This is a genomic window from Candidatus Methanoprimaticola sp. MG2 (assembly GCF_047501175.1).
Lineage (GTDB): Archaea > Thermoplasmatota > Thermoplasmata > Methanomassiliicoccales > Methanomethylophilaceae > Methanoprimaticola.
The window spans coordinates 1-15,616 of record NZ_JBEQWH010000013.1; the positions used below are offsets into that span (position 1 = coordinate 1).

General features: G+C 59.1%; 11 protein-coding genes. 8 read left to right on the forward strand and 3 right to left on the reverse strand.

Features of this window, described 5'->3' with window-relative positions:
* Positions 1–1,312 precede the first annotated feature (1,312 nt).
* Positions 1,313–2,026 carry a hypothetical protein gene (locus tag V5D86_RS08735; protein WP_414596302.1) on the forward strand — a complete coding sequence of 238 codons (714 nt, stop codon included), beginning with the start codon at positions 1,313–1,315 and terminating at the stop codon, positions 2,024–2,026.
* A gap of 298 nt (positions 2,027–2,324) precedes the next feature.
* On the opposite strand, the gene V5D86_RS08740 is transcribed toward V5D86_RS08735, so the two are convergent.
* Positions 2,325–3,281 carry a DUF4443 domain-containing protein gene (locus V5D86_RS08740; protein ID WP_414596303.1) on the reverse strand — a complete coding sequence of 319 codons (957 nt, stop codon included), beginning with the start codon at positions 3,279–3,281 and terminating at the stop codon, positions 2,325–2,327.
* A 400-nt stretch (positions 3,282–3,681) separates the two neighbouring features.
* Between V5D86_RS08740 and pylB the strand changes: the two genes are divergently transcribed.
* From pylB to V5D86_RS08755, 3 genes are all read left to right on the forward strand, one after another.
* The gene (gene pylB, locus V5D86_RS08745; RefSeq protein ID WP_414596304.1) at positions 3,682–4,734 is read left to right on the forward strand and encodes a methylornithine synthase PylB; all 1,053 of its coding nucleotides are present in this window, start codon (positions 3,682–3,684) and stop codon (positions 4,732–4,734) included.
* Between the two features lie 146 nt (positions 4,735–4,880).
* A complete protein-coding gene (locus V5D86_RS08750) occupies positions 4,881–6,548 on the forward strand; it encodes a glutamate--tRNA ligase (protein WP_414596327.1) in 1,668 nt (555 codons plus the stop codon).
* 234 nt (positions 6,549–6,782) lie between these two features.
* Positions 6,783–8,321: an RNA-binding domain-containing protein gene (locus tag V5D86_RS08755; protein ID WP_414596305.1), complete on the forward strand. Its 1,539-nt coding sequence runs from the start codon at positions 6,783–6,785 to the stop codon at positions 8,319–8,321.
* A 26-nt stretch (positions 8,322–8,347) separates the two neighbouring features.
* Here the strand turns inward: V5D86_RS08755 and argH are convergent, their stop codons facing one another.
* Both argH and V5D86_RS08765 read right to left on the reverse strand, forming a co-directional pair.
* Entirely contained in the window at positions 8,348–9,790 is a 1,443-nt protein-coding gene (gene argH, locus V5D86_RS08760; RefSeq protein WP_414596306.1) for an argininosuccinate lyase, read from the reverse strand.
* A gap of 5 nt (positions 9,791–9,795) precedes the next feature.
* Positions 9,796–11,037, reverse strand: coding sequence for an argininosuccinate synthase (locus V5D86_RS08765; protein WP_414596307.1), 1,242 nt, complete (start codon positions 11,035–11,037; stop codon positions 9,796–9,798).
* Between the two features lie 281 nt (positions 11,038–11,318).
* Here V5D86_RS08765 and argC point away from each other — a divergent pair, with 281 nt between their 5' ends.
* Genes argC through V5D86_RS08785 form a run of 4 tightly spaced genes read left to right on the forward strand, consistent with a single transcriptional unit; the run spans position 11,319 to position 15,556 of the window.
* Positions 11,319–12,335, forward strand: coding sequence for an N-acetyl-gamma-glutamyl-phosphate reductase (argC, locus tag V5D86_RS08770; RefSeq protein ID WP_414596308.1), 1,017 nt, complete (start codon positions 11,319–11,321; stop codon positions 12,333–12,335).
* A gap of 4 nt (positions 12,336–12,339) precedes the next feature.
* Complete coding sequence (gene argJ, locus V5D86_RS08775) at positions 12,340–13,566, forward strand: bifunctional ornithine acetyltransferase/N-acetylglutamate synthase (protein ID WP_414596309.1); 1,227 nt, start codon at positions 12,340–12,342, stop codon at positions 13,564–13,566.
* A 5-nt stretch (positions 13,567–13,571) separates the two neighbouring features.
* Positions 13,572–14,375 carry an acetylglutamate kinase gene (gene argB, locus V5D86_RS08780; RefSeq protein ID WP_414596310.1) on the forward strand — a complete coding sequence of 268 codons (804 nt, stop codon included), beginning with the start codon at positions 13,572–13,574 and terminating at the stop codon, positions 14,373–14,375.
* A gap of 2 nt (positions 14,376–14,377) precedes the next feature.
* Positions 14,378–15,556, forward strand: coding sequence for an acetylornithine transaminase (locus tag V5D86_RS08785; RefSeq protein WP_414596311.1), 1,179 nt, complete (start codon positions 14,378–14,380; stop codon positions 15,554–15,556).
* Positions 15,557–15,616: the final 60 nt, after the last annotated feature.

Consider the following 15,616-nt stretch of genomic DNA (forward strand, 5'->3'; position numbering starts at 1 on the left):
CCTCCGGACCGTCCCAATGAGGGGGCGGTCCGTCGGCCGTACGGGTGTTCGCGATGTCGGAGGAGAGGCCGTCGTTTTCCAAAGGAGATTGGATCGTTGAGCGTTTCGGAACTCTAGCAGGCGATTGTTTGGAAAGGCATCCTTGTAAGCGTTCCCTGACGGCCTCGAGAGTACATGGATGATTCCGTATTTATAGATTGGCTGATACATCCAACCATCATAGGGTCCGGAATATGATGTCCGGGCCTATCCTGTCACGTCAGATCGGTCTCGGCCGGATCGGCGTCTCATATGGCGTCTGAGTCGACTGTTGGGTCGCACTGGAAGCATCGCGCATCCGGGAGATGGTCCTCGGGGAGTCGAGTGCGGCCACGTGTGAACAAGGGCATGTTGATCCTCAGGCATCGTCTACATTCCGCGCACCAAGGGTCTGGGAGTCGGGGAAGACGCGGTGTGCTTCCCGCCGTACGCGGTCCCATCGTTGTGATCTGCGAAACTTGATGTCAGCGGGATCACGGCCTTACGTTGCATCGGATCGATGGAGAGGTCGCCGCTTCCAAAAGGAGGATTGGATTATGAGCATTCTGGAACCCAAGCAGGTGATTGTCGGGACATGGCAATATCAGGTGTTCCGTGACGACCTCGGAAGTACATGGGAGGTTCTATATTTATAAATTGGCTGATACATCCATCCATAACATTCATGGAATCGACGCATATGTCGGTTCGTATGAGGGTGCATGCGGAGGGTATGATGAATGGTGAGGTGACAGATGATCGTCCATCGGCATACTGCTACAGATGTGGGCATTTCTGGACGACGAGGGCCGATTCGACACCTCGGAGATGTCCTCGGTGTCATTCATCAAGATGGGACGTTCCGGAGAGACGCGTCCGTATCTGCAGATTCTGCGGCAATGAATTCAGGATGGAGTCGTTGGAGTATTCATGTCCGTCCTGTGGGCGGAGGCAGAACGAGCCAGATTCGGATCGGAACCTGCATTGCAACCAATGCGATTATGATTGGGTCCGTAGAGGGAGTGCCCTTCCCAAAAGCTGTCCACTCTGTCGTTCGACCGGGTGGAACCTTCCAAAGGCGGAACGCATTATGTGTCAGCAATGCGGATATGTGTGGAGGAACCAGTCTCGGCATCCGTCGAAGTGCCCTCTGTGCCAGTCCCGGGTGTGGGACCGTCCTTCCATGGCCGTGCGCTGTCAGAGGTGCGGGCATGCATGGAGGATGAGGCCTACGCGGTCGGACGATGCCGCATCCATGTGTCCCAGATGTAAGAGCCGGAAGTGGAACGAGCCTATGGCCGTGGTAACAAACTCCGGGGATGGAGTTCCACAATACTCCGGTGTCAGGACCCGTCCCGAGACGATGCTCATCGTCTGTAAGGGATGTGGCTCCAAGTGGTACACAAGGGATGGCGGGACGATATCATGCCCTAGATGTGGGCTCCAGGTAAGCTATCACGACAGGATCGAGACGACATCCATGCGTCTATGGTCGTCCGAGAGCATGTTCCTGACATATGTGGTAGAGAACGGCTATGGATGCGTATACCTGTGGGATGATGACATCCCGGTCTCGTGCATGTACATTCAAGAGGTACTGAGGCAATTGGACCTGACCATCGGGGATCTGATCAGGCGTGTGAACAACGGCGAGCTGAAGGACGAGTTCTCGTCGCTCGCGAACGATATGGTCCGGCATAAGGACGATTATGTGCAGACCATCGATTATTTCAGGAAGAGGCTGTCCCTGACCTTCGATGATGCGGAGATCCTCGCATTGCATTTCACGGGCATGGGGACGGAAGCGATAGCCAGACATCTGTTCAAGGACGAGGGCGATGTCCGGCAGGCCTTCGACAGGATAATGGACGCTTATTCAAATTCCGGCATCATCGTGGACGATACGATATTCACCGAGGACCCGTTCAGTCACTATCGTCGATGTTTTTTCTGTAAAATGACCTTAATTACGAGGATTCTACACATTGTTCGAGGTCATATTACATAAGTTACCACTTTTTTCCATAACAACATATTAGAAACAATAATTGATATTGGATGATATGTCCAACACAGTGCACAACGCTCTTCAGACACTGGATGAGCATGCAATCGGATCGGACCACAGGGCGGTTGGCATCGTGGAGGTCAAGATGGACAGGGACGGCATATGCAATTGTCCCTTCTGTAACAGCGGTTTCAAGGTCACGACCGCGGATGATGACAGTGATCTTCTGAAGTGCAGGAGATGCGGTTATCGGTGGATGAGCAGAGGCGGTGAGCCGATGAAGTGTCCCAAATGCGGTTCATATGCCTGGAACAAACCGATGTTGGAGTGCAGATGCAACGTGTGCAACTACAATTGGATATCCAGGAAGGTCGGAGGGCCGTCCCGTTGCCCCAATTGCAAATCCAACAGGTGGGACGAGGTCCCAGGGATGTTCTTCAAGGAACTGGTCGAGGAGGATGCCCCGGAGGTCAAGAGAAAGTGGGTGCTGTCCCGTTATGAAGCGGGGGAGGGATGCATCCAGATAGCGTCCGCGTTGGGCCTTCCGGTGTTCAATGTGATCCGGACGATCAAGGAAGCACAGAACATCGACTATCTTCCAAGGTTGTGAACCGGGAGTCCGGGCATGTGTCGGCATCCACTTGATCGGATGGCAATGCACTCGACATCGGATGAGCTGGAGGGCCGCATCCCCTGCCGCGGCCATGGCCACGTGCTTCGTCTCCCCTCCGCCCACGATCAGGACGTCCCCGTCCACCATCGATGTCAGCTTGCGTATGTTCTCGGACACTTTCGGCTTATGGACGTCCATGTCCCAGTTCGGCAGCATGATCAGGCGTCCGTCCTCCATCACCCACGTGGTGCATCCGTCTCCCCCGGCCCTTATGCCGGCATTCCTCTGGTCTATCCCGTTGAAGACCTTCTCCGAGGCCTCGCTGATGACGACCCCCTGCTGATACCTGCCGAGGACGAAGGTCGGTACGGACATGCACACCGCCCTCATGCCCAGTGCGGAGAGGAACTCCGTCCCGTTCCTGTTCAGCGACACCCCTCTCTGCCGTATCTTCACGAGGTCGTAGTCCAGCAGGATGTTCAGCAGGCTGCGGGTACTGCCCTCGCCTATGCCGAGGTAGGTAGAGATCCTGGACCTGCCTACCGTCTTCCCATCCGACAGATAGTCCAGCAGGTAGAAAACGTCGGAGTCGGAGAGCATGCTGCCGGAACCGTTTTTCTTGTAGTCCAGGATCAGAACCATGTCCGTTCGTACGAGACGGTCATGATTTAGAGTTTGTCAGAGATGGACGGGTCTGTGGCACACTGTGCAGAACGTTAAGGAAACGTGGAGAGCATGCGACGGGATGGTCCGTATTGGTCATGGTGTGCCCGTACGACCTATCCGCCCGGATCTCTTGGCCGCCGGTACACACGATGCCGACCTGCGGTTCCGTATTTCAATTGGACCTCGATTGGTTGGATGCATATTCCACATAGTACGGAACATCGTCCCATTGCGCCGGGACATCCGGATCCCCTGCATGGGGAGCGGGAGTCCGGACCTATCCGCCCGGATGATGAGATCGGTGGCATACGGGTTGGATGCGGGCACTTTTTTATAACCATATTATGCTGACATCTCATCGAATCCAGGTGAGATTGTGGACGTATCGGAAATCGCGGAAAGACTGGCCTCCGGAGGCGAGGCCACGGATGTGGAGCTTGCAGCTTTGATCACTGCCGAGGGAGAGGACCGTGATGCGGTCTTCGAGGCAGCACGCAGGGTCCGTGACCGCGAGTTCGGAAAGAAGACGTTCCTCTATGGGTTCGTATACTTCTCGACCTACTGCAGGAACGAGTGCTCCTTCTGCTACTACCGTAAGAGCAACGGGATCGACAGATACCGTAAGACCAAGGACGAGATCGTGGACCTGGCCAAAGGGATAAAGAAGGCGGGCATCAACCTTGCGGACCTGACCATGGGCGAGGACCCGTTCATGATCAAGAACAACTATGAGAACTTCCTGGACCTGGTGTCCACCATACGCGATGAGGTCGGGCTCTCCATAATGGCTTCTCCCGGAGCGGTCCCCCAGGAGGACTTCCCGAGGATGAGGGATGCCGGGGCGGACATCATGGCCTGCTACCAGGAGACGTACAACAGGCAGCTCTTCGCGGACCGCCGTCTCGCCCAGGACTTCGACTACAGGCGCAACCAGAAGGTCTGGGCGATGCAGAACGGCATGCTGGCGGAGGATGGCATGATGGTCGGCATCGGCGAGACCGTCGAGGACCGTGTCCATGCGATACGCGAGATGATCGCGCTGGGATGTGACCAGGTCCGCGCCATGACGTTCGTCCCCCAGGAAGGGACCCCCATGGAGCAGTCGGGCACCGTCGATTCGGTCAACGAGCTCCTGTGTCTCGCGGCGATGAGGCTTCTGCGCCACGATGTCCTCATACCGGCCACCCTGGACGTGGAGGGCATCGCCGGGATGAGGACCCGTCTCGATGCCGGAGCCAATGTCGTGACGTCCATCATACCCGCACAGAGCCAGCTCGCAGGAGTGGCACAGTGCAGCATGGACATCGAGGACGGGCACAGGTGTGCCGATTACGTGATAGAGCGTCTCAGGGAGATGGGGCGCGAGCCTGCCACCGCCGATGAGCTCAAGAACGAGTTCGCCAGGAGGAAGGCCAGGATAGTCGCCTGATGTCCCGATCGGTCAGGGGGCCGTCCGTCCCCTGACCCGACACTCTGTCTGGGTCTCGTCCGATCGTCGGACGAGGGACCCTTTTCAACCGTCCTCCTTCAAAGCATTAATACCGCCTCTCCGATGGGGCTGTCATGTCAGATCAGATCGAGGACACGATCAGGAAGTTCGCCCTCCAGAACGCTGTCTTCTTCAAAGGGAAGGCCAACCCCAAGGCCGTCGTCGGGAAGGTCCTGGGAGGATGCCCCGAGCTTCGCGCCAGGGCAGGCGAGATCACGCCTCTCATCAACTCCATCACGGAGGAGGTCAACGCCATGGGCCTGGAGGCACAGACGAAGGCCCTTCAGGAGATGGACTCTTCCCTTCTCGTCAAGGAGAAGAAGGAGCGCAAGTACGAGCTCCCGGAGCTCAAGAACGTCGATGGGAAGGTCGTCATGCGCATCGCCCCCGGTCCATCCGGGCCGCTGCACATCGGGCACACGCGCGTGTCCATACTGAACGACGAGTACGTCAAACGCTACGGAGGGGACCTCGTCCTGAGATTCGAGGACACCAACCCGGAGAAGATCGACCCCGATGCGTACGATATGATCCCGGAGGACCTCGAGTGGCTCGGCGTCAAGTGCAACAGGACATACATCCAATCAGACCGCTTCCCCCTGTACTACGATTACACCAGGAAGCTGCTCGAGGACGGCCATGCATATGTGTGCACATGCAACGCCGACCACTGGAGGGAGCTGAAGGAGAAGGGGATGCCGTGCCCCTGTCACGACCTTCCCGTGGAGGACCAGCTGGAGAGGTACGACAAGTTCCTAGCCGGAGGATACGCCGACGGGGATGCCGTCGTCGTCGTGAAGACGGACCTGAAGCATCCCAATCCTGCCGTGAGGGACTTCGTCGCCCTCCGTCTCGTCAGGACGCCCCATCCCAAGACCGGTGACAAATACATCGCGTATCCGATGATGAACCTCTCCGTTGCCATCGACGACCACGAGATGGGTATGACCCACGTCATCCGCGGGAAGGACCACCTGAACAACACCCACCGTCAGGAGTACATATTCGACTACTTCGGATGGAAGAAGCCCGAGTACTTCCACTACGGGCTGGTGAACATCCCGGACACCGTGCTGAAGACCTCGATCATCAAGCAGGAGATCCGCGACGGGGAGTATTCCGGATGGGACGATGTCCGTACGGGGACCGTCCGTGCGCTGGAGAGGCGTGGTATCAGGCCGGAGGCGCTCAGGCGCTACTGGGTGGAGGCCGGGATGAAGAGCGTCGACATCCAGTTCTCCTGGGACGGGCTGTACAGCATGAACAGGGATATCATCGATCCCGTCTCGGACAGGTTCTTCTTCGTGGCAGATCCGGTCCGTTACGACATCGACGGCATCGACATCATCGAAGGGAGCGCCCCGTTGCACCCGGACCATCCCGAGAGGGGGGACAGGACATACAGGCTGGAAGCCCCCAGGACGGTGTTCCTGGCGGCCGAGGATTCCAAGATGTTCTACGATTCCAAGAAGGTCCGTCTCAAGGACCTGTGCAACATCGATTACGGGCTTCCCGCCAAGTATGCCGGGAACGACGTGTCCGTCCTGAGACATGGTACGAAGGCCATCCAGTGGGTCGGGGCGGATGCCGTCAAGGCGAAGCTGCTGATGCCCGACGGCGAGGTCCAGAACGGTCTTGTCGAGAGCTCGATCGTCTCCGAGAAGAGCGACACCGTCCAGCTCGAGAGGATAGGGTTCGCCAGGATCGAGAAGAAGGATGCCGATGGCATCACCATGGTGTTCACCCACCGTTGAAACCAGTTGCCTTGTCGGGGTTTTCCCGACAAGGTCTTTCTATCAAGCACAAGCACAAGCACAAGCACAAGCACAAGCACAAGCACAAGCACAAGCACGTTTTATATTTTTATTATATAAATAATTATAAATCAATATATAATAAAATTACAAGGATTAATTGAACAAGAGCATAAGCATAAGCACAAGCACAAGATAAAACAATATTTGTACGAGCATTCTCATTAAGCATACATGGCATTGGGAATAACTCCGATATCCATCGAAAAAATTCTAAACGACGGTATCATCGAAAACAGTCGTGTGGAATACAAGGAAGGCTGGAACCCGGAGAGGATCCTTCGCACCATATGTGCATTTGCCAATGACATAGAAAACGTCGGAGGAGGATACATCGTCATCGGTGTCAAAGAGGTGGACGGGGTGCCGGTGGCGTTTCCAGGCCTGTCTCCCGCAGATATCGTCACGATAGACAGGGAATTGACGGAGCTATGTAACCATCTTCGTCCAAGGTATTTCCCCCATTTGTCTCAGGAGACCTTCAAAGGTGTGACGCTTTGTATCCTGTGGATCCCTCCTGGGGAGAACCGCCCTTATAGCTGTCCTATCGTGATTGGGAAGGATGTCAAGGACAGAGGCAGGGCGTACTTCATCAGAAGGCTATCAAATACCGTACAGGCCAACCATGATGAGGAAGTGGATCTCATCCAAAGGTCCAGTAAGGCATCTTTCGACAACATGACGAATGATGTCGCATCCTTCGGGGATATCTCCCGGTTGGCGGTCGTCGAATACGTTTCGAAGATGAACAGTCGTTTGGACATCGTCGAGAGGGACCCGTTGAGGATCTATCAGGACCTGAGGATAGTGAGAGGCCCTCCGGAGAACATCAGACCCGTGAACGTTGGGTTGATGATGTTCTGTCAGACACCCGAGAAATTCTTTCCGAAGACCTACTCCCAGGTCACGATCAAAGGTCCGGACTATTCCGAACAGATGGAGACCAGGACCTTCACGGGCACCGTGTGGGATCAGATCGCCCAGACCATGAGGTTCCTGCAGTCGGAGGTCATCATCGGAAGGATCAACAAGAGACCTGGTCAACTGGAAACCGAGAACTATTACAATTACAGCTATGACGTCCTGAAGGAAGCGGTCGTGAACGCGTATTTCCACAGGGACTATCAGATCGAGGAGCCTGTGAAGATCGATGTGTTCACGGACAGGATCGAGATCCAGAACTTCCCTGGACCCGACTACAGCATCACCGATGAGGCGATGGCAAGGAACGATTTCTCCTGCGGATATTACCGCAATAGTAGATTGGGGGACTTCTTGAAGGAATTGGATCTCGCCGAGGCCCGTAACAGCGGCATTCCCCGTATGATAAAGGATACGAGAGCCAACGGGTCCCCGGACATCACATTCCACACGGACCAGGGACGTCGTCTGTTCCTGGTCAAGATCCCGATCCATCCCGATTTCATCAATGGTTCGGAAGACAAGGGGTCCGAATTCAAGCAACCGGAGGTCTCGGAGAAAACGATCCGTACGGCCGATGAGATCAAGGACCAGATAATCGAGCAACTCAGGCTCAATGGCTGCATGTCATCCTCCGAGATATCCCGTAGATTGGGCTACTCCCGTATCACGGCGACCTTCCGCAGATGCATGGGGGAATTGTTGGATGCGGGACTCGTGGACTATCTGTATCCGGACAATCCGCATACGAAGCATCAGAAGATCTGTCTGAGGACAGGCAGAAGGAGGTAATTGCCCCCTTCCGGGGGCGTTTATGGTCACTCCAGGAGCGTCTTCCAGCAGTTCTGTATGAGCTGCTTCTCCTGACGGATCGTCTCGTCGCGGAGCATCATCTGCTCCACGGCCCTGGCGATCTGCGCATCGGTGGATGCGGGCGAAGTCCCGCCATAGGAGTTGCGCCTCTCGACACACCTCATGACGGGTATGTACTGGTAGACATCCTCCTCGATCAGGGGGGAGAACTCCCTCAGCTGCTCCAGAGTCATGTCCTCGAGGTTCACTCCGGTGTCGATGCTTTTCCTGACGGCGGCCCCGACGATGCCGTGAGCTTCCCTGAACGGGATGTCCTTGGTCACGAGGTAGTCCGCAAGGTCCGTGGCGTTGATCTGTCCCGCAGCGGTCACAGACATCATCCTGTCCTTGTGGAATGTCGTCGTCGACACGACCTTGGCCATCATCCCCGCGCTGGAGATGACGATGTCCATCGCGTCCATCACGGGTGCCTTGTCCTCCTGGAGGTCGCGGTTGTACGTGAGCGGGAGCCCCTTGGTCATCACGAGCATCGCGGTGAGCGATCCGATGACCTGTCCGGTCTTCCCGCGGACGAGCTCCGCGATGTCTGGGTTCTTCTTCTGGGGCATGATGGAGGACCCCGTGGTGTAGCGGTCGTCCATCTCGATGAACGAGAACTCCTGGGACGACCACAGCACGAGCTCCTCGCAGAGCGACGACAGATGGATCTGGGTCTGGGCGCAGCAGTATGCCAGCTCCGTCGCGAAATCCCTGTCGCTGACCGAGTCCATGGAGTTCTCGGTCGGCTCCCTGAATCCCAGGGCCTCGGACGTCATGCCGCGGTCGATGGGGAAGGTGGTCCCCGCCAGGGCGGCGGACCCGAGGGGACACTTGTCCATCCTCCTGAAAGCGTCCAGGAAGCGGTCCGCATCGCGGGAGAACTTGAACGCGTGGGCCAGCATGTGCTGTGCCAGCGTGACGGGTTGGGCGTGCTGCATGTGGGTGAATCCCGGCATCACGGTGTCTCCGTTGTCCTCGGCTATGCGCACCAGGGCCATCATCAGGCCGTTCGCGGCCTCCGCGGCATGGAGGGCGGCATCCCTCAGATACATGCGGAAGTCCGTCGCGACCTGGTCGTTCCTGCTCCTGGCCGTGTGCAGCTTCCCGCCTGCGGGACCGATGTTCTCGGTCAGGGCGAACTCTATGCAGGTGTGGACGTCCTCGCGGGAGCGGTCGAACTGGAACGTCCCGTCCTCGACACTCGTGAGGATCTCCTTCAGTCCCGCCTCGATCCTGTCGGCGTCGTCGGCGGGTATGATCCCGCGGGCCTTGAGCATCCTGACGTGGGCGATGGACCCCATGACGTCGTAGAACGCCATGCGGGAGTCCGTATCCAGGCTACAGGTGAACGCCAGGGTGGAATCGTCCATCCCGTTCTCGAACCTGCCTGACCAGAGGGCCTGCTTCATGCGGATCACTTCTTCTCGGCACGGGCCTTTGTGACGGTCCTTCCGGGAAGCCCCCATACGTAGATGAACCCGACGGCGGAGGTGTGGTCGAAGCTGTCCCCGGACGCGTATGTGCTCAGTCCCTCGTCGTAGAGGGAGTTGGGCGACTTGCGGCCGACGACGATCGCCTGCCCCTTGTACAGCTTCATCCTGACGGTCCCGGTGACGTACTCCTGGGTGGAGTCGATGAACGCGTCGAGGGGCTCCCTGAGCCCGCCGAACCAGAGTCCGTCGTAGACGATCTGGGAGTACTTCTGCTCGATCCCGCGCTTGAACTCTATGACGTCCTTGGGCATGGTGAGTCCCTCGATGGCGCGGTGGGCCGCGATGAGGGTCACTGCGGCGGGGCACTCGTATATCTCGCGGCTCTTGATCCCGACGAGACGGTCCTCGACGTGGTCGATCCTTCCGACGCCGTTCTCCCCGGCGACCTTGTCCAGCTTGTTTATGAGTTCGACCCCGGACATCTTCACGCCGTCGAGCGACACGGGGACTCCCTTCTCGAATCCGATCTCCACGTATGTGGGCTTGTCGGGTGCGTCGAGGGGGTCGACAGTGTTCTCCCACGCGTCCTTGGGGGGCTCCGCCCAGGGGTCCTCGAGGATACCGCACTCGCAGGACGCTCCCCAGAGGTTCTCGTCCCTGGAGTAGGGGGTCTCCTTCTTCACGATGATCTCGATGCCGTGCTGCTTGGCATAGTCGATCTCCTCCTCGCGGGTGGTGTGCCACTCGCGCATGGGGGCGATGACCTGTAGGTCGGGGTCCTGCGTGACGATCCCGACATCGAACCTGACCTGGTCGTTCCCCTTTCCGGTGCAGCCGTGGGCGATGTACTTGGCGCCCTCCTGCTGTGCGATCTCGACGAGCTTCTTCGCGATGAGGGGCCTTCCGATGGCGGTGCTCAGAGGGTAGACGTTCTGGTACAGGGCGTTGGCCTTCAGGGACGGCCACACATACTCGTCGACGAACTCGTCGCGGACGTCGATGAAGTCCGCCTTTATCGCTCCGTTCCTGAGGGCGCGGGCGACGATGTCGTCGGAGCTGGGGGGCTGTCCCAGGTTCAGTGCGATGGCGATGACATCGACGTTGTACTTGTCCTGGAGCCAGTGGATGGCGACGGATGTGTCGAGGCCTCCGGAGTATGCGAGGACGACCTTGTCCCTTCCTTTCTTGTCGGCGGAGCAGTCCGCTTTGATGTCTGCTACCATGTTTATCGGATGCCTTTACCGACTTCCTGATAATAAAGGTCGCGACACTGTTCGGAGCAGGTTGTGTCTGTAATCGGTCACATCGTGTAGGGGTGTTCACACACGGGCCCTGTTTGTCGGTTCCCGACCCTCGGAATACGGAGTTCCCAGGGTGAACGTGGGGGTCTCCCAACCGCCAAAGCGTTTTGCTGGAAACGGTCGGGACAAGATGTGTCTCATTTCGAACAATAGCTTTAACTCGCGTTCACATGTAATCATGGAACATACATGGAGCGTAACCTATGACAGGCATCGGCATAATCGGAGGAACGGGATACACGGGCGGCGAACTGGCGCGTCTGCTGTGCAGGCATCCCGACGTCGAGATCCGTGCCATGACCTCCCGGCAGAATGCCGGCAGGCCCGTGGCAGAGGCGCACCCCTACCTGAGGAACTACGTCGACCTCGAGTTCACCGAGAAGATCTCCGACACCGAGGGCCTGGACCTGGTGTTCGTCGCCACACCGCACGGTGTCGCCATGAGCGAGGTGCCGAAGCTCCTGGAGCAGGGCATCAAGGTCATAGACCTCTCCGGGGACTACCGTCTCAAGGACGTGGATGTCTACGAGAAGTGGTACGGTCATCATCACACCGATGTCGAGAACCTCCGCAATGCGGTGTACGGGCTTCCCGAGCTGTTCCGTGACGAGATCTACGGGGCGGACCTGGTCGCCAATCCAGGGTGCTACGCGACGTCGATGATCCTGGCCTGCGCCCCGCTGATGAAGTCGGGGCTGGTGGGGGACTCCGTCATAGTGGACGCGAAGTCCGGTACGTCCGGGGCCGGCATGAACCCCTCCGCAAGGACGCATCACGCGTTCTGTTCGGATTCGATCATACCGTACAGCGTCGGCACCCACCGTCACACCCCGGAGGTGGAGATGGCGGTCGACATGTTCGCCGGGTCGGACATGAGGCTCACGTTCATACCGCATCTGGTCCCGATCGTGCGCGGCATCCTGTCGGACTGCTACTTCGACCTCAGGAAGGAGACGTCCCAGGAGGAGCTCGACGCGGTGTTCGAGAGACAGTACGGCAAGGAGCCGTTCGTCCATTACGTCAAGGAGCCGTCCATGAGCGAGATCGCCGGATCCAACCATGCCGAGGTCGCGTCCCGCGTGATCGGCGACAAGGCGCTGGCCTTCGGAGCGGTGGACAACCTGGTCAAGGGCGCGTCCGGACAGGCGGTCCAGTGCATGAATCTGATGCTCAAGTTGAAAGAGTCGGCCGGACTCGATTTCCCCGGCCTCGGAGTGTGATAACATGGTAGAGATAATCGACGGTGGCATAACCACCCCCCAGGGATTCAAGGCTGCAGGAGTGCACAGCGGTGTCAAGTACCGTTCCCTGGACATGGGGCTGCTGTATTCCGAGGTCCCCGCGACCGCATACTGCGCGTTCACCAGCAACAACGTGAAGGCCGCGCCGGTGCAGGTGATGATGGAGGAGAACTCCCCTCAGCTGCAGGCCGTCGTCGTCAACAGCGGGAACGCCAATGCCCTGACCGGGCACCGCGGGATCGAGGACGTGCATGCGATGAAGCAGTCCGTCGCACAGGAGCTCAATCTGGACCCGAAGACCGTCGGCGTCATGTCGACGGGGCTCATAGGCCGTTTCCTGGACATGCACAAGATCCGCTACGGCATATCCCGTGCGGCACGTTCGCTGGACGTCGGTCCGACGTCCGACCAGTCCATCCGCGAGGCGATCATGACCACCGACACCATCCCGAAGGAGTGCGCCGTGCGCGCACGTCTCTCCGACGGGACGCTGATCTACGTCGCCGCCATATCGAAGGGGAGCGGCATGATCTCCCCGCACATGCAGGTCCTCCACGGCACGACGCTGTCGCTCATCACGACCGATGCCACGCTGGGACCGGACTTCGCGGAGGTGTGGCAGTCCATCCTGGACGACACCATGAACATGGTCTCCGTCGACGGTGACCAGTCCACCAACGACACGGCGATACTGCTCGCCAACGGGCTCTCCAAGAGCAAGCCCGCCGATCACGACCCCGAGTTCGAGGCCGCCCTCCGCACCGTGATGACGAAGATCGCCCGCACCATCGCGATGGACGGGGAGGGGGCGTCCAAGCTCATCGAGGTGAAGGTGTCCGGGGCCGAGACCCGCGATGACGCGGTCAGCGTGGTCAAGGCCATAACCAACTCGCCGCTGGTCAAGTCCGCCATCTTCGGGTCCGACCCGAACTACGGGCGTCTCATGATGGCCGTCGGGAACAGCGGTGCCAAGTTCGATCACGAGAACATCCGCCTCACGATCAAGGGAGGGGACATGGAGGTCCCCATCCTGGATTCCGGGGCCCCCGTCTTCCAGGACGAGCGTTCCGTGGAGGTCGTCCGCATGGCCATGGACAACAAGGAGGTGTCCATCCTCGTGGACCTCGGGGTCGGCGACGAGGAGGTCACCGGCTGGGGATGCGACCTGACATATGACTACGTGCGCATCAATGCGGAATACGCGAGCTGATCGACGTGAGCCTGTATCTGCTCAAGTTCGGAGGCAACGCCATCCGCGGGCACGACGACATGCTCCGTCTCTCGCGCGAGGTGGCGGAGCTCATCAGGGGAGGATGCAGCGTCATCCTCGTCCACGGCGGCGGGCCGGAGATCTCGGAGGAGATGGAGCGCCGCGGAATGACGCCGAAGAAGGTCGCGGGGGTGAGGGTCACCGATGCCGACTCCCTGGAGGTGGCGGAGGTCGTCCTCAGGAGGATCAACTCGGACATGGTGTCATGTCTGGAGGAGTGCGGCGTCACGGCGGTCGGCATCCCCGGGTACTTCTGCACGGTGTGCACCCGCAAGGCCCCGGTCACAGTTGACGGCGAGGAGGTGGACCTGGGTCTGGTCGGAGAGGTCTCGGGGACCGATCCGAACAGCATACAGGACCTCCTCGACCAGGGCATCACGCCCGTCGTCTATCCGATAGGCAAGGACGCCGAGGGGAGGATGCTGAACGTCAACGCGGACACGATGGCGGCAGGCATCGCGGCGGGAGCCGGATGCACCGAGATGATCGCCATAACGGACGTCCCGGGGATACTGATGGACGTATCGGACCCCTCGTCGAAGATAGACGAGCTCACCCTGGAGAGGGTGGACGAGCTCATCGCCGACGGCACGATATCCGGAGGGATGATACCCAAGGTCGAGGCCTGCAGGAAGGCCCTGGAGGCGGGGGCCGGTGCCGTCCGCATGGTCAACGGGAAGGACCCGGACAGCATAGTAACGGACATAATCAGAGGGGTCCCGCACGGGACCCTCATCACGAAGGGATGACAATGAGCAGTTTCAAGGACATCAAGGCGAAGAGCGACAAGTATCTGTTCCAGAACTACGGACGCATACCGCTCTCGTTCGACCACGGACAGGGATGCTACCTGTTCGATTCGGACGGCAAACGGTATCTGGACCTGGTCGCGGGCATCGCGGTCAACTCCATCGGATACTCACACCCCGACTGGGTGAAGGCCGTCCAGGACCAGGCCGCGAGGATGGCCCACGTGTCCAACCTCTATCACGTCGAACAGCAGGCCGACCTGGCGGAGAGGATAGCGTCCATATCGCCGGAGGGGATAGACCGGACGCTGTTCGTCAACAGCGGTGCCGAGGCCAACGAGGCGGCCCTGAAGATGGCCGTGAAGTACACCGGCCGCCACAAGGTCATGTCCGCCCTCAACGGGTTCCACGGGCGCACCTCCGCGTCCCTGGGGGCCACGGGGCAGGTGAAGTACCAGAGCGGGTTCGAACCGCTGATCTCGGATGCCTACGAGTACTACGAGTACGGGGATCCGGAATCGGTCAAGAGGATGATCACGAAGGACGTCGCGGCCGTCCTCGTCGAGCCCATCCAGGGCGAGGGAGGCGTGATCACCGCCGATGCCGAGTTCTTCCGGACCGTCCGCGACCTATGCACCGATTCCGGCGCACTGATGATCGTGGACGAGGTCCAGACGGGGATCGGGCGTACGGGAGAGTGGTTCGGCATCGACAACTTCGGCGTGGTCCCCGACGCGATCACCATGGCCAAGGCCCTGGGCGGAGGGGTCCCGATCGGCGCCCTCGCGGCCAAGGAGGAGTATGCGATGACGCTCGTCCCCGGCACCCACGGCACGACGTTCGGCGGAAGCCCCCTGGTGTGCGCGGCGGGATGCGCCACGCTCGACATCATGGAGAGGGAGAACCTGGTGCAGAACTCGAAGGACCTCGGTGCCAAGTGGCGCAGGAAGATCTCCTCCATAGGGTCTGATAAGATCAAGGACGTCCGCGGGTACGGTCTGATGATCGGTGTGGAGATGGATTCGCCGGAGACCGCGTCCAACGTCCAGGCCGTATGCCGCGAGAACGGGGTGCTCGTGAACGTGGCCCACGGCAAGACCGTGCGCCTGATACCTCCCCTCATAATCGACGAGGGGCAGACCGACGTGTTCACCGACATGCTCGCGGACATCATTCGTTGAGTGACAGAGATGTCGCTTTTCCAAACCTTTTATCATTTCTTTGTCTCTCTCTGAACAACC

Bases quoted from the DNA above. Each gene is read 5' to 3' on its own strand.
- V5D86_RS08735 (WP_414596302.1), top strand. From the start codon at position 1,313: ATGGCCGTGGTAACAAACTCCGGGGATGGAGTTCCACAATACTCCGGT.
- V5D86_RS08740 (WP_414596303.1), bottom strand. From the start codon at position 3,281: ATGGTTCTGATCCTGGACTACAAGAAAAACGGTTCCGGCAGCATGCTC.
- V5D86_RS08755 (WP_414596305.1), top strand. From the start codon at position 6,783: ATGGCATTGGGAATAACTCCGATATCCATCGAAAAAATTCTAAACGAC.
- argH (WP_414596306.1), bottom strand. From the start codon at position 9,790: ATGAAGCAGGCCCTCTGGTCAGGCAGGTTCGAGAACGGGATGGACGAT.
- V5D86_RS08765 (WP_414596307.1), bottom strand. From the start codon at position 11,037: ATGGTAGCAGACATCAAAGCGGACTGCTCCGCCGACAAGAAAGGAAGG.
- argC (WP_414596308.1), top strand. From the start codon at position 11,319: ATGACAGGCATCGGCATAATCGGAGGAACGGGATACACGGGCGGCGAA.
- argJ (WP_414596309.1), top strand. From the start codon at position 12,340: ATGGTAGAGATAATCGACGGTGGCATAACCACCCCCCAGGGATTCAAG.
- V5D86_RS08785 (WP_414596311.1), top strand. From the start codon at position 14,378: ATGAGCAGTTTCAAGGACATCAAGGCGAAGAGCGACAAGTATCTGTTC.